Source organism: Halobaculum litoreum (assembly GCF_030127125.1).
GTDB classification, from domain to species: Archaea; Halobacteriota; Halobacteria; order Halobacteriales; family Haloferacaceae; genus Halobaculum; species Halobaculum litoreum.
This window is the reverse complement of record NZ_CP126156.1, coordinates 2,056,232-2,076,727: the sequence shown is the minus strand read 5'-3', so window position 1 is coordinate 2,076,727 and position 20,496 is coordinate 2,056,232. Positions and strand designations below refer to the sequence as shown.

Sequence of the window (20,496 nt, the reverse complement as noted above, 5' to 3'; positions counted from 1 at the left end):
AGTCGCCCCGTCCGAAGCGTTTTGCCACGGCCACGCCAACGGCCGTGACGTGACACGCGGCGACGGCGGCGGGGATCCGGAGCCGGCGACCGGGAGCGACGCGGTCGGCGACGGGGACGCCGCCGGCCCCGCGGCGGACGCCGACTCGCTCGCCGCCCTCGCGGCGGACGACTGGCGCGCCGCCCTCGCGGCGGACGACTGGCGCGCCGCCCTCGCGGCCGCGGGCGAACTCCGGCCCCCCGTCGTCCGGGAGATCATCGGCACCCACGGCGACCGCGGTCGCCGCGCCATCGAGGCCGTCGCCGAGGGCCGGGTGAAGGGGTACCGCGACTTCACGGTCGTCGTCGGCTACCGCACCGAGCACATCGTGGAGGGGGGCGGCTGCGACTGTCAGGACGCGACGTACAACCTCGACACCTCCGACCCCGACGAGCGGTGCTGGCACGCGCTCGCCGTCGACATCGCCGAGCGCGTCGACCGCGTCGACGACCACGACATGTGGTACTCCGACGTGGCGGAGTTCCTGTGACGCCCCCGTCGACCGAACGTTGAAATCGGAGACCGCGCCCAGCGTCGCCGATGCGCTGACCGACACGGCGCGCCGGACGGCGGGTGTGCGACCCGACGGCGCGCTCGCGGTGCCGAGAGCGGGGTCGCCTGTCAGCCACGATCGCGAGCGGCCGCACCCTGGCGAAGCGGCCCCCCGTCACTCGAACGAGGCGGTCTCGACGGTGAGTCCGTAGTAGACGGCGGGGGCGAGCGCCAACGCGACGGACGAGAGCACCGCCGCCGTCGACACCGCACCGGCGAGCAGCGCCGCGAACAGGACGCCGACGCCGAGGACGACGCCGACCCCGACGGCGACCAGTCGGCTGTCCTCGGTCGCGTAGAAGCCGGCCACCCGGGCCGCGAGCGCGCCCAGCACCCACACGACGAGCGCCGACGCCGCGCCGAACGGGGTGGCGACGAGCAGGCCGGCGAGCAGCAACGCCGCGCCCGCGACGCCGCCGGCGACGAGGAACGCCCGGCCGTCGGGGAGCCGTCGGGCGGGGGTGTAGACGACGCCGTACGCCCACGTGGGCGCGGCCACGAGGAGGCCGAGGAACGTCCCCCGGAGCACCGCGACCGGCAGCCGGGCGCCGGCCGTCGCGACGGCGTCGCCGACGAGGACGAGGCCGGCCAGCGTCCCCACGACGGCGACGACCCGCGGCGGGAGCACCGTGGTCGGGTCGTCGTCGTGGTAGACGGCGTACAGCGCGAACGGGTAGAGGAGCCCGACGCCGGTGAGCAGCGACGGCGTGACGTCGCCGCTCGCCCACCCGGCGAACGCCGCGATCGGGACCGCGAGGAGGAACCCGGTGAGCAGGGCCAACTCCGGGGCACGACGGTTCACGGCCGCGGTACGGGCGGCCCGGTCAAAACCCCCTCGGCGGGGGGCCGTCCGCGGGGTCGAGCGCCCCAGTCGGCCGATCCGCGGCGATCGGCACAGACGGAAGCGTTTAGGCGGTGCCGGAGGTAGCGTCCGCCATGGCGGACTGTCCACTCGCCGACGATTGCCCCCGGTTCTCCGAACGGATCCAGGGGATGGGCTGTCAACACTACGGCGACCGCGGCGGCGCCGAGTGGTGCAACGAGTACAACATGCCCATCTCGGACCTGAAGCAACAGCCCGTGAAACCCGGCGAGGAGGTCGTCGTGGAGGTCGACGACATCCACGAGAGCGGCGCCGGCGTCGGCCGGACCGAGGACGGCTTCATCGTGATGGTCGACGGACTCCTCCCGCCGGCGCGGGCCATCGTCCGCATCGACCGCGTGAAGCACAACCACGCGAAGGCGAAACACGTCGTCGAGCGCCTCCCCGACGAAGAGGAGCTCGACGGCGACGCCGACGTGGACGCGGAGGAGGCCGACGTCGAGGCCGAGGAGCCGCAGTCGCGTCGCGAACGGTTGGGCTCACGCGACAACTTCTGGGGCTCGTAGGGCTCGCCCGTCCCGGGGGTCGCGGCTGGACAGTCCGTACTATGCTTTTTGTGTGCCCGGGTTCGAGTGGTCGTATGGCAGACGAGGGGAGCCTCGACGCGGTCGACGTCGCCGAACTGCTCGACCGCGCGGGCTTCGACGCCGACCGGAGCGTCCTCACCCGTCGGCAGGCCGAGGTGTTGGCGCTGCGCGAGCGGAACGTGCGGCAGGCCGACATCGCCGAGCTGTTGGGCACGTCCCGCGCGAACGTGTCGAGCGTCGAGTCGTCGGCCCGCGACAACGTCGAGAAGGCGCGCGAGACGGTCGCGTTCGCCGAGGCGCTGTCGGCGCCGGTCCGGATCGAGATCGCCGCCGGCACCGACCTCTACGACGTCCCCGACCGCGTGTACGACGCCTGCGACGCCGCCGAGGTGAAGGTGAACCACACCGCCCCGGACCTGATGAAGCTCGTGAGCGACCACGCCGGCGACGCCGTGCAGGGCCGGGAGGTCGTCGCCCCGATCCTCGTCGGGATCACCGGCACCGGGGCGGTCCGCGTCCGCCGGTCGGAGTAGCGGTCCCCGCTCCCCGGGTCGGTCCCGACGGAGCCGGCTTTTTGTCCCGGTCGCCCGCAGCCGTGGGTATGGACCTGCGACTCGGCGGCGACACGGCGCTGGTGACGGCGAGCTCGAGCGGCCTCGGCTTCGCGGCGGCGGCCTCGCTGGCGGCCGAGGGCGCGAACGTGGTCGTGTGCGGCCGGACGCCCGCCCGCCTCGACGACGCCGAGGCGGCGCTCTCGGACGCCCCCGGCGACGTGCTGGCGGTCGAGGCGGACGTGACCGACCGCGCCGACGTGGCGGCGCTCGTCGCGGCGACCGTCGACGAGTTCGGCGGCCTCGACCACGTCGTCACCAGCGCCGGCGGCGTCCCGCCCGGCACCTTCGACGAGACGACCGACGACCAGTGGCGCGGCGCGTTCGACACGCTCGTGATGAGCGCGGTGTGGACGCTCCGCGAGGCGCGCCCCCACCTCGCGGACAGCGACGCGGGCACCGTCACCTGCATCACCTCCACGTCGGTGCGGGAGGCCATCGACGGGCTCGTGCTCTCGAACGCCGTCCGGCGGACGGTGATCGGGCTCGTGAAGACGATCTCGCGGGAGTGGGCACCCGACGTCCGCGCCAACGCGGTGTTGCCGGGCGCCCACGAGACCGCCCGGATCGAGGAGCTGATCGCGGACGCCATCGACCGCGGCGAGGTCGACGACTACGACGAGGGGCTGGCCGACTGGGCCGCGGACGTCCCGCTGGACCGCATCGGCGACCCGCGCGAACTCGGCGACGTGGTCGCGTTCCTCGCCTCCGAGCGGGCGTCGTTCGTCACGGGCACCGCGCTCCCGGTCGACGGCGGGACGCTCCGCTCGTAACCCGGTCGTCGACGCCGACGCCGACCCGTCGGCCGATCCGGCGACGCCGGATCAGAACCGTCCCTGCTCTTTCAGCGTCGCGACCGCTTCGCGAACCGCCTCCGCCCGCTCGGCCGGGACGACGAGTACGCGGTCGTCGTACGCGACCACACACAGCCCGTCGACGCCGACCAGCGACACGTGGGTGTCGCCGTCGGCCGCGACGACGTTGTCCCCTGCGTCGACGGCCAGCGCCTCGGCCCCCTCGGCGACGACGTTCCCGTCGGCGTCGGCGTCGAGCACCCGCCGCAGGGCGTCCCACGCCCCGAGGTCGTCCCACGCGAACGCGGCGGGCACGACGGCGGCCCGCTCGGCGCGCTCCATCACCGCGTAGTCGACGCTGACGGGGTCGACCGCCTCGAAGCCGGCCGCCGGGTCGGGGTCGTCGCGGTCGAGCGCGTCGACGAGCGGGCCCAGCGGCGTGTCGCGCGCCTCGCGGAACAGCGCCTCGGGCGTCCACGCGAAGATCCCAGCGTTCCACAGGTAGCCGGCGTCGACGTACCCGTCGGCGGCGTCGGCGTCCGGCTTCTCGTGGAAGGCCGCGAGGTCGCGGTACGAGCGGTCGCCGACGCCGCGGGCCGGCCCGGGTTCGATGTAGCCGTAGCCGGTCGCCGGGCGGGTCGGCTCCACGCCGAAGGCGACGAGGCGACCGGTGGCGGCGGCGACGCGGGCGCCGCGGGCCATCGTCCGCTCGAACCCGTCGCCGTCGGGGACGTGGTGGTCCGCCGGGAGGACCACGACCACGGGGTCGCCGTCGACGGCCTCGCGGGCGCGGTGGGTCGCGTACAGCATCGCCGGCCCGGTGTCCTTGCCGGCCGGTTCGACGACCACCGTCGCGTCGGGCGCGTGCTCGGGGACCGCGTCGGCGAACGCGGGCCGGGTGGCGACGAGCGTCGCGTCCGCGAACCCGGTGCGCGCGACGGTCCGCGCGAGGAGGCTCCCTCGGCGCCGTCGGGCGCGAGGAACTGCTTGGGGCGGTCGCTCCGCGAGGCGGGGTACAGCCGGGAGCCGGTGCCGCCGGCGAGGACGACGGCGACGACGGGTCGGTCCATTGCCGTGGGGTGGTCGCGCCGGCGGATAAGGACGGGGGGCGGCCGCCCGCGGCGCGTCGGCGACCCATCGCCGTCCGCTACTCGTCGTCGAGGAGGCGGATCGTGTCGTCGCCGTTCGGGACGACGCAGACGAACGCCCCCGGCTCGTCCCCGTCGTTGCGGTACCAGTGCGGGACACCCGCGGGGATGAGGAGCGCGTCGCCGGCGCTCACCACGTGTTCCTCGCCGTCGATGCCGACCGTGTACTCGCCGGCGAGGACGTACTGCTCGTGTTCGACCTCGTTCGTGTGGGTCGGGACGGTCGCCCCCGGCGCGAGTTCGAACCGGCGCATCGCGAAGTGGGGCGCGCCGTCGGACTCGTCGAGCAGGACCGCCTTCGACATCCCCTCGCCGGCGTCGACGGTCTCGGCCGCCACGTCGCGGCCGCGCTTCACGACCGGGTCCGGTCCCTCCCTCGTCGACTCCGCGGTGTCGCTCATGCCCGGGTGTTCGTGTGCGCGCTGATAAGTCCCGGCGGCCGTCTTTATACCGCGTGGGGAACTACCCCGAGGTATGCGAGGAATCCGTGTCGGGCGGGTCGCCGGGATCCCCATCCAGTTGAACTGGACGTTCCTCCTCGTGCTCCCGCTGTTCGCGTACCTCATCGGGAGCCAGGTCGGGGAGTTCTCGGTACTCGTCGCCGACACCTTCGGCGTCGCCATCCCGGCGGACGCGCTCACGGGCGGCGCGCTCCCGTGGGTGCTCGGGACGGCCGCGGCGCTCGGACTGTTCGTCTCGGTGTTGCTCCACGAGTTCGGCCACTCGCTCACCGCGATGCACTACGGCTACCGGATCAACGCCATCACGCTGTGGCTGTTCGGCGGCGTCGCGCAGTTCGAGGAGATGCCCGAGGACTGGCGCCAGGAGTTCGCCGTCGCGATCATGGGGCCGGCCGTCTCGGTCGCCATCGGCGTCGTCGCCTACGCGGTGTTCGTCACGGTCGCGCTCCCGCCGACGGCCGCGTTCGTCGTCGGCTACCTCGCGTTGATGAACCTCGTGCTCGCGGCGTTCAACCTCCTCCCCGGCTTCCCGATGGACGGCGGGCGGATCCTGCGGGCGCTGCTGGCGCGCAACCGGCCGCACGCCCGGGCGACCCAGATCGCCGCCGAGGTCGGCAAGGTGTTCGCGTTCCTGCTGGGGCTGTTCGGGCTGTTCGGCGGCAACTGGCTCACGGTCGGGCTGGCGTTCTTCATCTACATCGCCGCCTCCAGCGAGTCCCAGCAGACGACGATGCGGGCGGCGTTCCAGGGCGTCACCGTCCGCGACATCATGACCCCCCGCGACCACCTGCAGACGGTCGAGCCGCGCACGAGCGTGGCACAGCTCATGGAACGGATGTTCCGCGAGCGCCACACGGGCTACCCGGTGTTGAAGAGCGGCCGGCTCGTCGGCATGGTGACGCTGGAGGACGCGCAGGCCGTCCGCGAGGTGGAGCGCGACGCCTACACCGTCTCGGACGTGATGGCGCGCGACATCACGAGCGTCACGCCGGAGGCGGACGCGCTCGCGGCGCTGGAGGCGATGCAGCGCAACAGCGTCGGCCGCCTCGCCGTCATCGACGCGGAGGGCGACCTCGTGGGGCTCATCTCCCGGAGCGACCTCATGACGGCGTTCAACATCATCCAGCAGGGCGGCCGGGAGTCGCTCGGCCTCGGCGGCGAGGCGAGCGTCCTCCCCGGCGTCGGCGGCCGCGGCGTCTGAACGGACGGCGCGGCGGCTCGCGGGGCGGCCGTCGGAGAAGGTCCAGGTGCGAGAATTGAACCCGCGTCTCAGCCTCCACAAGGCTGAAGGATAGTCCACTACCCCAACCCGGACACGCAGACGACAGTAGCCCGGTGTGCCTGAAATACGTTACGACTCCCCCGATCCCGTGCGTGCGAGGCTCTCGCACGCCCCGCGGCGCCGCCGGTCGCCCGCGCGGCCGTCCGCCCGCGCGGCCCCGTCGACCGTCGCGCTTTTGACGCGCGCTCGGCTACTGTGGGCAAGGCTGTGGCCATCACGGACAAGATCTACCTGAAGAACCACCGGCAGATCGCCTCTCAGCTCGACGCCAACATCCCGAAGGGCGCGTTCAAGGGGGCGACGCTTGATCTCGTGTTCTCGGGCGACGGGCTCGCCGAGTTGGACGAGGCGACCCGGGACCGCGTGCTGGAGTTCGCCGAGGACTTCCTCGACTGCGGCTGCGACGACGCGCCGTACTGCGGCCACCCCGAGCGGAAGTTCGTGCGCTACCTGCTGGAACTGCGGGCACAGGGGCTCGGTCCGGACGCCATCGTCGACGTGATGGGCGACGACTACATGCTGTACGCGTACCCCGGCGACGTGCTCTCGTTCCTCGACGGCGCCGTGCGGACGCTGGAGGCCACGGAGTCGCTCGCGGCCGTCGAGGGCGACGACGAGGCGCGCGACAGGGCCCGCGAGGCGCGGGACGCGCTGGCGCGGTAACCGGCACCTACCGCCCTACACACGGGCGAACTCGCGTTAATCGGGGTTGATCGCGGTTCGCGACGCTCGGTGTTCATGTCCGTGTCGAACGACGATCGGGTCGTGATCGAACTGATGGCACCCTCCCGAACGGACACCGGCCGCCCCGTGAGCGAGCGCGTCGTCGAGCGCGTCGCCGCCGCCGAGGACCGCGCCCCGGACGAACTCGTCGCCCGCCTCCACGACGCCGTCGACCCCGACGCGCTCGACCGGATCGTCGCCGGCGGCACCGCCGACACGACGGTGGAGTTCCGCTTTCACGGGTACGCCGTGACCGTCGCCGGCGACCGGACCGTCGAGGTCGCCGCCGCCGACGGCGAGTGACGCGGCGCGGCTACCCGAGCTGGTACGGCTCGTCGTCGTCGCGGCCGCCGTCCAACTCCTCCAGAAACACGACCTCCTCGCCGTCCTCCGTCTCCTCCAGTTTGTCCTGGAGGAACGTGACGAACGCCTTGTACTCGTCCAACTGCTCGCGGAGGTGTTCGGCCTCCAGCTCCAGCCGCTCGTGTTCGCGCACGAAGCTCTTGGGCACCTCGACGGTCGGCGGGAACGACTCCCCGTCGGCGTCGGTCTCCTCGACGCGGTGTTCGGGGACGACCTCCACCTGCCCGTCGTGGGCGACCAGCGTGTCGACGTAGTCGCGGAACACCGCCGACAGCGACAGGTCCCGCTCGTCGGCGATGTCCCGCAGCGCCTCGAACGCGTCCTCGTTGACGCGGAAGGAGACGGTCTTGTTCTTGCTGCCCATCTGCCGGCTAGTCGCGGTCGGCGCCACTTAACCGTTCGTCAGACGGTCACACGCGCGGCTCGCGGGAACGGGAAGAACGGAGGGGTGGGGAAATCGGGGGATCGGGGGTCGTGCGCGGAACGTGACGGCGGTGGGGCGGCCTACGCGGGCGCCTCGCCCTCGAGTTCGTCGCTGTCGTCGAGCGACTGGAGCGCGGCGACGGCCGCGTCGCGGTACTCCTCGACGGGCAGGTCGTACTGGTCGCGGGCCATCCGCGCGTACTCGTTGCCCTCGTCGTCGAACGCCTCGATGCGGTCGAGCGTTCGCGACGCGGTCTCGGCGACCCAGCGGTCGCGCGTGGCGGCGTCGACAGTCGTGATGGACTCCGGCCGGACGGAGACGTTCACGTTGCCGTCGTCCGTCTCGTAGGTGCGCGGCTTGCCGACCACGGCGACGTAGGCGGGCGGCTCCAGTTCCCGGAGCGCGCTCGCCGCCTCGGGCTGGTACTGCCCGGCGTAGGTGAAGAACGTCCCCGTCGGGTCGACGATGCGGCCGCGCCAGTACTCGCTGTCCTCGCCGACGTCCTCCTTCTCGGTGAGGGTGCCGACGATGAACACGCGGTTGGCGCGCTCGCCGGTCGGGAGCAGCAGGTACAGCGGCGCCCGCTCGTCGTCGGACTCCTTGAACGTGTAGCTGGCGTCGTTGTACTCGGACGCGAAGACGCGTCGGGCGACCTCTCGGGATGGAACGGACTGGCTCATTACAGGGACCTCGCGCGGATCAGCAGCGACTCGGCGTCGACGGTGTCGTCGGTGCCGGACAGTTCCTCGAACTCGTCGGCGAGCACGTACCGGCCCAGCGTGGGGCCGCGGACGCGGTAGTAGCGCCCGACGATGCGGTCGGCCATCTCCTCGCCCACCACCGTGGTGTCGAGGGCGTCCTGGGCCATCTGCTTGGCCTCGTCGAGGCCGATACCGGTCAACTCGGCGGTCGCCTCCTCGTTGAAGATGACCTCCTGGACGGCGTCGCCGTCGTCGAGCACCGCCTTGATGCGGAGGTCGAACTCGCCGTCGACCTGGCCGTGCTCGTTACACCGACCGTTCTGGAGGACGCGCGTGCAGTCGTCCTCCGGGCAGCGTTTGATGAGGCCCGAGCCGGACTGGATGTCGACGAGGGCGCCCTCGACCTCGTCGCTGTCGTCGCCGACCTCGATCTCCTCGTCGAGTTCGGTGATCGTCGTCGTCCGGTTGAGCTTCACCGAGTAGTTGCCCTGGTACTCGTCGGTGACGACGTTCGAGAGGGCGTAGCTGGCGCCCTCCTCCAGTTCCTCCAACTCGCTCGTCGCGAAGGAGACGAACTTGATCGTGCCGGACTCGTCGCCCAGCAGGCCGACCTGGGCGATCGACTCGTGGTTGGGGTCCCACAGTTGGGCGACCTTGACGCGCAGGTCGACCCACTGCTCGTCCTCGTCGATGTCGCCGACCAGCGCCTGCTCGGCGCCGCCGGGGCCCAGCTCGTCGCGCTCCAGCCCCGCCTCGTCGAGGTAGGAGTTGACGACGCTGCGCCGTGCCTCGTCGACCGGGACGCTGTACTCGTTCACCAGCGAGGCGAGGCGCTCCTCGATCTCCTCGACGGTGAGGTCCAAGTGGTCCGAAAACTGCTCGTGTATCTCGTCCGCGTGGGTTTGCAAGTCTGCCATGGTTCTCCTGCCTCCGGGTATGTGTTCGGTGGGAGGCGTACGACGGTTGGTGCCCGATCCTATTTAGTATTCCGTGACCGCGGCGGAAGTGAAATCGCCCGACACCGGCCGCGCGTCGTGCGTCCGTCGGACGTGCGCGGTCGGGCCGGGCGGTCGGTCGGGACCCGCTCGCCGGCAACGGACTGATGGTGGGCGCGCCCCGAGGGGCGGCTATGGGACTGGGCGACAAGCTCCGACGCGTCCTCCACCAACAGGCCCGGAAGGCGGGTCGCGAGTACGCGCGGAGCAAGCGGGCCTACCGCGACGGGCGCGACTGGGGCGACGACCGCGCCGCCGAGTTCGACCTCCCGACCGACGCGGAGGACCGCGCCCGGATCGTCTGTCGCCGCCACGCCGAGAGGCGCCGCGTCGCCGTGAACCGCGACGGCGAACCGGCGTGTTTCGAGGCCGACCACCCCGACTGCGAGGGGTGTGCCGAGGACGTACGCGAGGGCCGGATCCAGACGTGGTGAGTGCCGGCGGCGGCCCGTGCCCCGATCCGGCGGGCCGATCCCGTCGACCGGACCCGGCCGCCCCCGCCGGGCCGTAGCGAAGCCGAATCCCTGAAATACCGCATCCGCGTACCCGACGCCAAGCGATCACCGTGTCCGAACAACTCCCGCAGGTCGAGACGCTGTTCCTCCACGAGCGCGACGAGGAGTTCACCGTCGTCGTCGAGCGCGACGGCTCCCGGGTGCTGCGGGGCGTCCTCGAACTGAAACAGACGGACGCCGGCGCGCGCCCGCGGCGCTTCCGCGTCAAACGCAAGGGCGGGGAGGACCCGCGCCGGCCCGACCAGTTCGTCGACCTCGCGCGCAACGCGCGGCGCATCCGCATCTCCGAGCAGACGAGCGCGAGCGCCCGCGACCGCCTGCAGGAGATGCTCGCGGCGTACCAACTCGACGCCAAGCAGGTGCGGACGTGCCGCTACTGCGCCAACGCCGGCCGCTACTCGCCGATCACCTCCGACACGGCCGTCAAGGCGGACCGCGACTGGATCTGCCCCGACTGCGCCAAACGCGAGTTGGACCGCGAACTCTCCTACAAGGGCCAGTTCACCGGCAACGCACAGGAGCGGCTGGAGGACCTCCTGTTCGAGGTGCAGGACCTGGAGCGCATCACGAACCTCCTGCAGGGGAACCTCGACCCCGACCTCACGAAGTTCGACACCATCTCCGCGACGACCGACGAGATCGACCCCGTCCCCACGGACTCGCTCAACCTCCACCCCGGGCTGCAGGAGCGCGTCGCGGGGCGCTTCGACGAACTCCTGCCGGTGCAGAGCCTCTCGGTCCGGAACGGCCTGTTCGACGGCGACGACCAGCTCGTCGTGAGCGCGACGGCGACCGGGAAGACCCTCGTCGGCGAACTCGCGGGGGTCAACAACGCGCTGAACGGGAACGGGAAGATGCTGTTCCTCGTCCCGCTCGTCGCCCTCGCCAACCAGAAACACGAGGACTTCGAGGAGCGCTACGGCGACGTCCTCGACGTGACGATCCGCGTGGGCGCCTCCCGCATCAACGACGACGGCAACCGATTCGACCCCAACGCCGACATCATCGTCGGCACCTACGAGGGGATCGACCACGCGCTCCGGACGGGCAAGGACATGGGCGACATCGGCACCGTCGTCATCGACGAGGTCCACACCCTGAAGGAGGAGGGGCGGGGCCACCGCCTCGACGGGATGATCTCGCGGCTCAAACACTACTCCGAGAACCGCGGCTCCTCCGCGCAGTGGGTGTACCTCTCGGCGACCGTCGGCAACCCCGAGTTCCTCGCCGAGCGCCTGCGCGCGACGCTCATCGAGTTCGAGGAGCGCCCGGTGCCCATCGAGCGCCACGTCACGTTCGCCGACGGGCGCGAGAAGGTGAACATCGAGAACAAACTCGTCCGCCGGGAGTTCGACACGAAGTCCTCGAAGGGGTACCGCGGGCAGACGATCGTCTTCACTAATTCCCGCAGACGCTGTCACGAGATCTCGCGGAAACTGGAGTACGACTCCGCGCCGTACCACGCGGGGCTCGACTACAAACGCCGCAAGACGGTCGAACGGAAGTTCGGCAACCAGGACCTCGCGGCCGTCGTCACCACCGCCGCGCTCGCGGCCGGCGTCGACTTCCCCGCCTCGCAGGTCATCTTCGACACGCTGGCGATGGGGATCGAGTGGCTCTCCGTCCAGGAGTTCGAGCAGATGCTCGGCCGCGCGGGCCGGCCGGACTACCACGACGAGGGGAAGGTGTACGTCCTCGTCGAGCCGGACGCCAGCTACCACTCCTCGATGGAGGGCACCGAGGACGAGGCCGCGTTCCGCCTGCTGAAAGGGGAGATGGAGGACGTCAAGACGGTGTACGACACCTCCTCGGCGGCCGAGGAGACGCTCGCGAACGTCGTCGTCGCGGGCAAGGGCGCCAAGACGCTGAACGACCGGATGATCGGCGAGGTGCCGACGACCCACGCCGTCGGGAAGCTGCTGGAGTGGGAGTTCATCGACGGCCTGTCGCCGACGCCGCTGGGCCGGGCGGTGTGTCGCCACTTCCTCGCGCCCGACGACGCGTTCCGCATCCTCGACGGGATCCGCAAGGACCACCACCCGTACGAGATCGTCGCGGACATGGAACTGGCCGACGAGGAGCTGTAGGCGCCCCGTGCGGCCGGCGTCCGGCGCGCCGCCGACGGCGTCGGATCGGCACCACGTTGATTGTCGCCGAGGCGGTAGGTAGGGGATGGACGAAGCAGACCGGCAACTCGTACACGAAGTCCGTTCCCAGCTCGACGCGTGGACGACCGGCGCCCGCGACGAGGCGTACACCGACCTGTTCGAGGGGGACGATCCGATCCTCTCGACGGAGGAACTCCGGCTGCTCGACGCGGTCGACTCCCTGTTGGAACGCCACGGCGGCGACGGCGTCTGGGGCACCGACCAGTACGGCGTGTTCACCGACGCCGGCGGCTCGGCGGCGGACTCGCTGGGCGTCGTCTGCGTCTACCACCCGCAGGTGACGAGGGACTCGGTGCTGCGCGGCGTCGACGACCTCGACGACGACACCGAAGAGCGGATCAACGCGGCGCTGTGGACCTACGCCGAGCGCGTCACGGACCTCATCGAGCGGGAACTCGACGCGTACCTCGGGCGCGAGTAGCGCCGGCGGGACCGACGCCCCGGCCGTGGGCGCCGTCGCCGCGACGCCGCCCCCCGTCGGGTCACACCCCGAGCCACTCGTCGTCGCGCACCTCGTACCCGTTGGCCCGGCAGAACGCCGCCGCCTCCCTGCGGACCGCCCGCGAGGCCGGGAGGGCGCCCTTCTCGCGGACCCGCTCGACGACCCAGTCGGCGACCGCCCGGACCCCCTCGTCCTCGTCGACGGCGTCGATCGCCACCAGCTCCCGGAGCGTCCGCTCGTACCCCTCGCGCTGTGCGCCGTCGAGCGACGCGTCGGGGAGGGTGTCGACGGCCTCGACGATCCGCTTCATCGCCGAGGCGACGGTCGGCCGCCGGACGTAGACGCCGACGGCCGCGGCCGACTCGAACGTCCGGCGGTCCGTCTCCGGGACCAACGCCGCGACGGTGTAGGTCTCCTCGGCCGTCACCACCTCGCGGTCGCCGACGGCCGCGACGACCTCCGCGCCCGTCGCCGGGAACGCGACCGACGCCAGGTCGGCGACGATCGCCTCGACGTCGCCGTGCTCGACCGGCGGTTCCGGCTCGTCCCCTCGTCGAAGCTCCGTTTCGATCTCGCGGGCCCGGCGCCTGTTCTCCGCGTCCCGAGCCTGCTTCTCGCGCCCTCGTTTGTCGTCTGCCATCCCTACACGTTGCGGCTCCGACGGGATAACCCTGCGGAGGGGTGCGACGCCGACCCGGCCCGGCCGAGCGCGGACGCGGCGGCGGGCCGTCGGTGCCGTCGGCGCCGTCGGCGTTCCCGGACCCTTTTTCCCGGCGCCGGGCGTCGAATCGGCCGTGCTCGCGCCCGAGGTCCTCACGCCGGAGATCCTGTTCGTCTTCGCGGTGATCCTCGCGGCGCTCGTGTTGTTCGTCACCGAGCCGGTCCCGGTCGACATCACCGCGATCGGCGTGCTCGTCGCGCTGTTGCTGGCCGACCCCCTCTCGGCGCTCCTCGCGGACGCCGGGTTCCTCGCGTCGCCGTTCGAGTTGGTAACGGTCGAGCAGGGGCTGTCCGGGTTCGCCAACCCCGCGACGCTCACCGTCCTCGCGATGTTCGTCCTCTCGGAGGGCGTCCGGATGACGGGCATCGTCCAGCGGCTCGGCGCGGTCATCTCCCGGATCACGAAGGGCGACGAAACCAAGCAGTTGGGCGCGACGATCGGGGTCGTCGGTCCGATCTCCGGGCTGATCAACAACACCGCGGCGGTCGCCATCCTGCTGCCGATGGTGACCGACCTCGCCGAGCGGAGCCGCACCTCCCCCTCCAAGCTGCTCCTCCCGTTGAGCTACGCGTCGATGTTCGGCGGGACGCTCACGCTCATCGGCACCTCGACGAACATCCTCGCGTCGGACCTGTACGCGACGCTGGCGCCCCCCGACGTCGCCCGCCAGTTCGGGATGTTCGAGTTCCTCCCGCTGGGGGCGGTCCTGCTCGTCGTCGGCTCGGCGTACCTCCTCACCGTCGGGCGGTGGCTCACGCCGGCGCGGATCAAACCCCGCGTCGACCTCACCGAGGAGTTCGAGATGGCCGACTACCTCACCGAGGTCGTCGTCCGCGAGGACTCCCCGCTGGTCGGCCAGCGCGTCGAGGCCGCGCTCGTCGAGACCGACTTCGACGTGGACATCGTCCAGTTGGTGCGCGGCGAGCAGGTGTTCCTCGAACCGCTCGGGCAAAAGGAGATCAAAGCCGGCGACCTGTTCGCGGTGCGCACCGACCGCACGACGCTGGTGGAACTGCTCGACGTCGAGGGGCTGGACCTGATCCCGGAGGTCGTCGACGAGGCCGAGTTGGAGGCGGCGGACGCCGGGCAGAACCTCGTCGAGGTCGTCGTCGCGCCCGGCTCGTCGCTCGTCGGCGAGTCGCTCGCCTCGGCGAGCTTCCGCCAGCGCTACGACGCGACCGTGCTCGCGCTGCGGCGCGGGGGCGAGCTCGTCCGCCAGCGGATGGACCGCATCCCGCTGCGGGTGGGCGACACCCTGCTCGTGCAGGCCAGCGAGGCCTCCATCGAGCGCCTCGACGCCAACCGCAACCTGATCCTCGCCCAGGAGATCGAACGCCACGACTACCGCCGGTCGAAGACGGGCGTCGCCGTCGGCATCGTCGCGCTCGCGGTCGGCGCCGCCGCCGTCGACTTCGTCCCCATCGTCGTCTCCGCGCTCGCCGGCGCGCTCGCGATGGTGGTCACCGGCTGTCTCAAGCCGACCGAGGTGTACGAGGCCGTCGAGTGGGACGTGATCTTCCTGCTCGCCGGCGTCATCCCGCTGGGGATCGCGATGCAGACCTCCGGCACCGCCACGCTCCTCGCGGACGCCGTCGTCGCCGGGGCGGGCGTCCTCCCGCCGCTGGCGCTGTTGGGGGCGTTCTACGTCGTGACGGCGCTGCTCACGAACGTCATCTCCAACAACGCCAGCGTCGTGCTCATGATCCCGGTCGCCCTGCAGGTGGCGGCGACGCTCGGGGCGAACCCGCTGGCGTTCGCGATGGCGGTGACGTTCGCGGCGTCGACGGCGTTCATGACGCCCGTCGGCTACCAGACGAACCTGTTCGTGTACGGCCCCGGCGGCTACCGCTTCACCGACTACGTCCGCGTCGGCGCGCCGCTACAGGCGCTGTTCGCCGTGGTGACGACGCTCGGCATCCCCGTCGTGTTCGGCCTCGGGCTGTGACCCCGGCGCCGCCGAACGGAACGGTTTAGTTCGGCCGGGCGGGAGTCGTCACTACGGGACCGTGGGTTAGCCTGGTATACTTCGGGCCTTGGGTGCCCGTGACCCCGGTTCGAATCCGGGCGGTCCCATCCGGTTCTCCGACGACTCCGGCCCGAGCGACCGCGCCTCAGCGCCACACGGCCGCGTCCTCCCGGCCGCCGCCGCCCACGCCGAGCGCGCGCCCCTCGACGACGCGCTCCCACAGGACCAGCACCGAGGGCGTCAGGAACACCGCGGTGAGGTACGAGTAGAAGATCGACAGCGCCGTCAGCACGCCGAACTGCCCGAGGACGGGGGTGACCGCGAACACCAGCACGCCGATGCCGGAGGTGGTGGTGAGCATGCTCCCGGCGAGCGCGCTCCCGGTCCCCCGGACCGCGCCGTCGAGGGCGGCGTCGGCCCCGGCGTCGGGGTCGTACTCGTCGGCGAACCGGTGGACGATGTGCGCGGAGTAGTCGGTGCCGAGCCCGATCGTGATCGAGAGGATCGTCGCGGTGAGCGCGTTCACCGGCAGCCCCAGCGCGCGCATCGACCCGACGAGGAGACAGATCGCCACGAGGATCGGCACGAGGTTGACGACCCCCAGCGAGGGGCGCCCCTCCAACAGCGTGTACACGAGCACGAGGAACACCGCGGTGGCGCCGAGCGCGACCGCGAGGCTGGTCACGGCCGACGCGAGGATCACGTCCGACACCGCTTGGAAGACGATCGTCTCCCCCGTGGCGGTCGCCTCGAACCGGTAGCGGTCCTCCAGCGTCCGGCCGGCGGCGGTCACCTCGGCCTGCGGGGTGTCGGCCTCCAGCCGGTAGACGACGCGGGCCGCGCGGCGGTCCTCGGTGACGAACCGGAGCGTTCGCTCCCGGGCCGGCGAGTCCAACAACGCCGCGTAGATCCGGTCGAGGTTGTCGTCCGGCACCCCGTCGCCGTCGACGTCGTTGCGCGCGACGAGTCGCCGGAACGAGGGGGACGCCGCCGACCGCGACTCGATCACGTCGAGGACGCTCTCCGTCTCGGCGGTCCGGTTCGCCGCGACGACGCCCGGCGGGGGGTTCTCGGCGGCCCGGGCGAACGACTCCAGCGCGTACCCCCGTTCGAGGTTCCCCTCGAGGTAGATCGTGACGGTGTCCCCCTGCGACTGCTCGAAGTTCTCCTCGAGGAAGTTGATCGTCCCCGTGACGGTGTACTCGTTGGGGCGGAACGGCTCCGGGAGGTCCGCGAGGAACGCCGGCGTCTCCTCGGGCGGGAGGAAGTCGTCCTGCGAGAACGACGTGTCGACGCCGAGCCCGTAGTACCCCGACCCGAGGGCGAGCAGGAGGACGACGACGACGAACGCGCGGGGCGCCCGGCGCGCGACGAACAGCCCGCTCGCGGAGACCCGGCCCAGCAGCGACCCCTCCGCCCCGAGCGGCCGATCGCCGAAGCTGGGGAGGTTCCGGCGCTCGCGGGCGCGGTCGGCGAGCACCTTCAGCGCGGGGAGGAACACGCCGAAGATGAGGAACGTGAACGTGATGCCGACGGCGGCGACGACGCCGAACTCCCGGATCGGGCCGAGGTCGCTGGTGACGTTCGCGGCGAACCCCAGCGCGGTGGTGCCGGTGACGATGAAGAAGGCGACGAGCAGCTGTCTCGCGGCGACGGTCATCGACGACTCGATGTCGTTGCCCGCGACGCGCTCCTCGCGGTAGCGGTTGACGCTGTGGATCCCGAAGTCGATGCCGACCGCGAGCAACAGCGGCGGGATCGCGATCAACAGTTGGGAGAAGGCGATCCCCGCGAGCCCGAGGAAGCCGAACGTCCACACGAGGGTGACGCCGAGCGCGACCAGCCCGAGGAGGAGGTCGACGGGGTCGCGGTACGCGACGACGAGGAACACGAAGATGAGCGCCAGCGACGCGGGCAACACGAGGATCAGCGAGTCGAACACGACGCTGGAGAACTCCGCGGAGACGAGACCGGCGCCGAACACGGTGATGTCGCCGCCGACGGTCGCGACGACGTTGCGGGCGCGCTGTTGGATCGCCGTCAGCGGGCTGTCGGTGCCGGCGCCCGCCGCCCCGTCGCTCCCGCCGATGGGCGAGTGGACGACGACGGCGACGGTGGCGCCGGCGGTGGCGCCGCGTCGGTTGAAGTCGTCGCCGAGCCGGTCGGTGAACGACTCGTCGACGGCGGCGGTCCGCACCGCCGCGTCGATCTCCCGGGGCGTGGCGGCCTCCACGGCGCGGATCTGTGCCTCGGGTGTCCGCGCGTCCGGGTCGAGCGTGGTCGCGACGGTCGACGCCGCGCTCGACGTCGAGGCGACCCGCAGGCTCGGCGTGTCCGCGAGGCGACGCTGCGCCTCCAGCATCCGCAACAGCGCCGGCTTCGCGAGGACGTTCCGGTCGCGCTGGATCAGTTGGGTCGTGCCGGAGTTCTCGGCGAACGTCGGCGAGAACTCCTCGTTGACCGCCTCGAACGCGCGCTGGGCCGGGAGGTCCTCAGTGAACTGGCTGGTCCCGGCGTCCGTGGAGACGCCCCCCAGCCCGACCGCGAACCCGGCCGTGAGCACGAGGAACGCCGCGACGATCGCGCCGGGCCGCTCCACCGTGAGGCGGGCGACGGTCTCGACGGCGCGCTCGTCGGCGCTCATCGGCCGGCGCTCGCGCCCCCGCCTCCGCTCCCGTCCCCGCCGCCGCCCTCGTCGCGGTCGGTGCTCCCGCCGTCGTCGCCGGCGGCGTCCCCGTCGCCGACGAACCAGTCGGGCTCTTTGGGCGCGTCGACCTCGGCGGCCGCCGACTCGGGGTCCTCGTCGACGCCGCCGTCCTCGACGGACAGCGGGCCGGGCGTGTCGACGCCGCCGTCGCCGGCCGCCGGCGGCACGTCCTCGCGCGGTGCGGGCGTGGTGCGCCCGCCCAGCCGCCGCCGGAGCAGCAGCGCGGCCGCGATGAGGATCACGAACCCGACGAGCACGGGCACCAGCCAGTCGGGGAGCTGCTGTGGCGGCGGCTGCTCGACGCGCACGCCGACGTTGACCGGGTCGGACAGTTCGGAGTCGCCGTCGGGGAGCGTGTACAGGAAGTCGACCGACATGCGGTACGCCTTCTCGCTGGCCCCGCCCGCCGCGGAGACGGTGAACTGGATCGTCGCCGACTCCCCCGGCGCGAGCGACGCGACGAACGCCTGGTCGTCGTCGATCGACAGGGGGTCGTCGGCGAACGCCTTCGCCTGCACGTCGGTGATCGTGACGCCGCGGTTGTTCGTCACCGTCAGTTCGACGACGCCGCTGTCGCCGGCGGTCACCGCGGGCGAGGCGGGCTTGACGACGACCGCGTCGCGTGCGGGCGCGACCCGGACGTCGGTCGTGAGCCGGTCGCTGCGCCGGCGGTCGCCGTCGTCGTCGGTGTAGGCGACGCGGTAGGCCAGTTGCCTGGTGCCGGCGGCGGCGTTCTCGGTGACCTCGATCGGGAGCGCGAACACGACCATCTCGCCGGCGGCGAGGTCGCCGACGGCGGCCTCGGTCTCGACGGGGGCGACGGTCGGCGCGTCGGTGACGAGCGTGACGCCGACGGCGGTCACGGTCGCGGGCCCGGTGTTCGTGAGCGCGACCCGGACGCGCCCTCCTCGCCGACGCGGAGCGTGCTCTCGAGGGTCTCGGCCGCGAACGTCTGTTCGGGCGCGGGCGTCGCCCCGAACGCCAGCGCGTCCGAGCCCCGCGGCTGGCCCGCCTCGTCCTCGAAGGCGACGGTCGCCTCGAACGCGAACGTCTGTCCGGCGGTGTCGTTGTCCGCGCCGACGCGGTACGCGACGACCCGGCGGTCGCCCGGCGGCCACCGCCCGACGAACCGCGTGTCGTTGCGGCCGCCGCCGACGCGGAGGGCCCGCTGCGCGACGCCAGCGAGACGGTCGCGTCGGCGAGCGTCTCGTCGCCGCGGTTCACCACCGTCAGCAGGACCGTCCCGTCGTCGCCCGCTTGGAGGGCGGCGTCGACGGCGACGAGTTCGAACCGGGGGGTCTCGCTGGCGGCGTCGACGATCACGGGGATCGGGTCGCTCTCGCGCCGCTCGCCGTCCTCGGTGACGTACTCGACGGCGACGAGGAGGCGCCGCTCCCCGGGCTGGGCGGTGTCGAGCACCGACACCGGGAGCGAGAACTCCGCCTCGTCGTCGTCCTCGATGTCGCCGAGCACGACGGTCCGCTCGCGCGTCCGGACGTTGTCGTCCGTCTCGACCACCCGGAGTACTGCGGTCTCGACGTCGCCCGGCCCCTCGTTCACGACGACGCCGTCGACGCGTCCCTCCTCGCCGACGCGGAGCGTGCTCGTGACGTCCGCGACGGCGAACGACTGTTCGCCCTCGGGCTCCACCGTCGCGACCAGCGTCGTCGACGTCACTCGGTCGCCGTTCTCGTCGGTGTACCGCACGGTGAGCTCGAGTGGGTAGCGCTGCTCGGCGGCGTCGGCCGCCAGCGTCGCGTCCACCGCGATCGTCTCGCGGTCGCCGTCGTCCCAGTCGCCGACCGAGCGGGTCGCCTCGGCGCTGTCCCCGCCGAGTCGGAGGTCGGCGTTCGGCGAGCGCACCGTCACGGTCGCGTCGCGCAGGTCCGCCTCGCCGACGTTCCGCAACTCGATCTCGACGGGGCCGGTCTCGCCCGCCCGCAGGTCGGCGTCCACGTCGGTCACGCGGAAGCGACCGTCCTCGGTCACCACCAACTCCACGTCGAACGTGTCGCGCTCGAACTCCCGGTCGCTGTCGTCGTCGGTGATCTCCTCGGTGTAGTCGTACTCGACGGTCACCTCGAGGTCGTACACGCCGGGGTCGGCGTCCTCGTCGACCCGCACGTCGAAGCCGGCCTCCGCCACCGTCCCGGCCGCGAGGTCGCCGAGGGCCGTCTCCGCCGTGTCCACCGTGACGGGGGCGTCGCCGTCCTCCAACTCGACCCGGACGTCTCGCGCCGTCGTCACGGCGTCTTGACCCTCCGGGGGCGTGTCGAGCCCCTCGTCGTCGACGGTGCCGCCGTTGGCGACCTGGACGACGAGGCGGCGGTCCTCGCCCGGGGCGACGGTGTTGTCGGGGAGGTACACGTCGACGTCGGGCTCCCCCTCGACGGTGACCGGTTCCGGCGTCGCGGTGGGCGTCGCCCCCCCGTCCGATCCGTCCGGTCCGTCCGACCCGCCGGGGTCCTCGGTGG

Annotated in this window: 19 protein-coding genes, 2 tRNA genes and 1 pseudogene; 12 read left to right on the top strand and 10 right to left on the bottom strand. The window is 72.2% G+C overall.

From position 1 onward, the window contains the following. Positions 1-49 precede the first annotated feature (49 nt). Positions 50-529 carry a hypothetical protein gene (locus P0R35_RS11355; protein WP_284012571.1) on the top strand — a complete coding sequence of 160 codons (480 nt, stop codon included), beginning with the start codon at positions 50-52 and terminating at the stop codon, positions 527-529. Between the two features lie 177 nt (positions 530-706). On the opposite strand, the gene P0R35_RS11350 is transcribed toward P0R35_RS11355, so the two are convergent. Further along, positions 707-1,393, bottom strand: a complete 687-nt coding sequence (locus tag P0R35_RS11350) for a hypothetical protein (RefSeq protein WP_284012570.1) — start codon at positions 1,391-1,393, stop codon at positions 707-709. Positions 1,394-1,527: 134 nt separating this feature from the next. Here P0R35_RS11350 and P0R35_RS11345 point away from each other — a divergent pair, with 134 nt between their 5' ends. The 3 genes from P0R35_RS11345 (at position 1,528) to P0R35_RS11335 (ending at position 3,385) form a co-directional block, all read left to right on the top strand. Beyond that, entirely contained in the window at positions 1,528-1,980 is a 453-nt protein-coding gene (locus tag P0R35_RS11345; protein WP_284012569.1) for a TRAM domain-containing protein, read from the top strand. A 74-nt stretch (positions 1,981-2,054) separates the two neighbouring features. Then, positions 2,055-2,534 carry a Tfx family DNA-binding protein gene (locus P0R35_RS11340; RefSeq protein ID WP_284012568.1) on the top strand — a complete coding sequence of 160 codons (480 nt, stop codon included), beginning with the start codon at positions 2,055-2,057 and terminating at the stop codon, positions 2,532-2,534. Positions 2,535-2,602: 68 nt separating this feature from the next. Further along, a complete protein-coding gene (locus P0R35_RS11335; protein ID WP_284012567.1) occupies positions 2,603-3,385 on the top strand; it encodes an SDR family oxidoreductase in 783 nt (260 codons plus the stop codon). A 51-nt stretch (positions 3,386-3,436) separates the two neighbouring features. Here P0R35_RS11335 and P0R35_RS11330 read toward each other — a convergent pair. Both P0R35_RS11330 and P0R35_RS11325 read right to left on the bottom strand, forming a co-directional pair. Then, positions 3,437-4,476, bottom strand: a pseudogene (locus P0R35_RS11330) (mannose-1-phosphate guanylyltransferase). A 77-nt stretch (positions 4,477-4,553) separates the two neighbouring features. Then, positions 4,554-4,955 carry a cupin domain-containing protein gene (locus P0R35_RS11325; RefSeq protein WP_284012566.1) on the bottom strand — a complete coding sequence of 134 codons (402 nt, stop codon included), beginning with the start codon at positions 4,953-4,955 and terminating at the stop codon, positions 4,554-4,556. A gap of 73 nt (positions 4,956-5,028) precedes the next feature. Between P0R35_RS11325 and P0R35_RS11320 the strand changes: the two genes are divergently transcribed. Continuing rightward, the gene (locus P0R35_RS11320; protein WP_284012565.1) at positions 5,029-6,216 is read left to right on the top strand and encodes a CBS domain-containing protein; all 1,188 of its coding nucleotides are present in this window, start codon (positions 5,029-5,031) and stop codon (positions 6,214-6,216) included. Between the two features lie 40 nt (positions 6,217-6,256). On the opposite strand, the gene P0R35_RS11315 is transcribed toward P0R35_RS11320, so the two are convergent. Next, positions 6,257-6,329: transfer RNA gene (locus tag P0R35_RS11315), tRNA-His, on the bottom strand. A gap of 175 nt (positions 6,330-6,504) precedes the next feature. On the opposite strand from P0R35_RS11315, the gene P0R35_RS11310 reads away from it, so the two are divergent. Together P0R35_RS11310 and P0R35_RS11305 are read left to right on the top strand one after the other, a co-directional pair. Beyond that, on the top strand, positions 6,505-6,960 hold the full coding sequence (locus tag P0R35_RS11310) for a DUF5814 domain-containing protein (RefSeq protein WP_284012564.1): 456 nt from the start codon (positions 6,505-6,507) through the stop codon (positions 6,958-6,960). Between the two features lie 75 nt (positions 6,961-7,035). Further along, entirely contained in the window at positions 7,036-7,323 is a 288-nt protein-coding gene (locus P0R35_RS11305; protein WP_284012563.1) for a HalOD1 output domain-containing protein, read from the top strand. Between the two features lie 10 nt (positions 7,324-7,333). Here P0R35_RS11305 and P0R35_RS11300 read toward each other — a convergent pair whose 3' ends face one another. From P0R35_RS11300 to P0R35_RS11290, 3 genes are all read right to left on the bottom strand, one after another. Further along, positions 7,334-7,747 carry a DUF8146 domain-containing protein gene (locus P0R35_RS11300; protein ID WP_284012562.1) on the bottom strand — a complete coding sequence of 138 codons (414 nt, stop codon included), beginning with the start codon at positions 7,745-7,747 and terminating at the stop codon, positions 7,334-7,336. A gap of 140 nt (positions 7,748-7,887) precedes the next feature. Then, on the bottom strand, positions 7,888-8,487 hold the full coding sequence (locus tag P0R35_RS11295; RefSeq protein WP_284012561.1) for an RPA family protein: 600 nt from the start codon (positions 8,485-8,487) through the stop codon (positions 7,888-7,890). Beyond that, positions 8,487-9,425, bottom strand: coding sequence for a replication factor A (locus tag P0R35_RS11290; protein ID WP_284012560.1), 939 nt, complete (start codon positions 9,423-9,425; stop codon positions 8,487-8,489). Before P0R35_RS11290 ends, P0R35_RS11295 begins: the two co-directional genes overlap by 1 nt. A gap of 218 nt (positions 9,426-9,643) precedes the next feature. Here P0R35_RS11290 and P0R35_RS11285 point away from each other — a divergent pair, with 218 nt between their 5' ends. The 3 genes from P0R35_RS11285 (at position 9,644) to P0R35_RS11275 (ending at position 12,607) form a co-directional block, all read left to right on the top strand. Further along, a complete protein-coding gene (locus P0R35_RS11285) occupies positions 9,644-9,937 on the top strand; it encodes a DUF7091 family protein (RefSeq protein ID WP_284014617.1) in 294 nt (97 codons plus the stop codon). 131 nt (positions 9,938-10,068) lie between these two features. Then, positions 10,069-12,105 carry a DEAD/DEAH box helicase gene (locus tag P0R35_RS11280; protein ID WP_284012559.1) on the top strand — a complete coding sequence of 679 codons (2,037 nt, stop codon included), beginning with the start codon at positions 10,069-10,071 and terminating at the stop codon, positions 12,103-12,105. Between the two features lie 85 nt (positions 12,106-12,190). Then, positions 12,191-12,607 (top strand): DUF7539 family protein, encoded by a 417-nt coding sequence (locus tag P0R35_RS11275; RefSeq protein WP_284012558.1) that lies wholly within the window; start codon positions 12,191-12,193, stop codon positions 12,605-12,607. 61 nt (positions 12,608-12,668) lie between these two features. Here the strand turns inward: P0R35_RS11275 and P0R35_RS11270 are convergent, their stop codons facing one another. Beyond that, complete coding sequence (locus tag P0R35_RS11270; RefSeq protein ID WP_284012557.1) at positions 12,669-13,268, bottom strand: DUF5789 family protein; 600 nt, start codon at positions 13,266-13,268, stop codon at positions 12,669-12,671. 154 nt (positions 13,269-13,422) lie between these two features. Here P0R35_RS11270 and P0R35_RS11265 point away from each other — a divergent pair, with 154 nt between their 5' ends. Both P0R35_RS11265 and P0R35_RS11260 read left to right on the top strand, forming a co-directional pair. Next, a complete protein-coding gene (locus P0R35_RS11265; protein ID WP_284012556.1) occupies positions 13,423-15,294 on the top strand; it encodes an SLC13 family permease in 1,872 nt (623 codons plus the stop codon). A gap of 55 nt (positions 15,295-15,349) precedes the next feature. After that, positions 15,350-15,422 (top strand) — tRNA-Pro (locus P0R35_RS11260). Positions 15,423-15,460: 38 nt separating this feature from the next. Here the strand turns inward: P0R35_RS11260 and P0R35_RS11255 are convergent. Both P0R35_RS11255 and P0R35_RS11250 read right to left on the bottom strand, forming a co-directional pair. Then, a complete protein-coding gene (locus P0R35_RS11255) occupies positions 15,461-17,959 on the bottom strand; it encodes an efflux RND transporter permease subunit (protein ID WP_284012555.1) in 2,499 nt (832 codons plus the stop codon). Beyond that, positions 17,956-18,885: a COG1361 S-layer family protein gene (locus P0R35_RS11250; RefSeq protein ID WP_284012554.1), complete on the bottom strand. Its 930-nt coding sequence runs from the start codon at positions 18,883-18,885 to the stop codon at positions 17,956-17,958. The genes P0R35_RS11255 and P0R35_RS11250 overlap by 4 nt, the downstream gene beginning before the upstream one ends. Between the last annotated feature and the right edge of the window lie 1,611 nt (positions 18,886-20,496).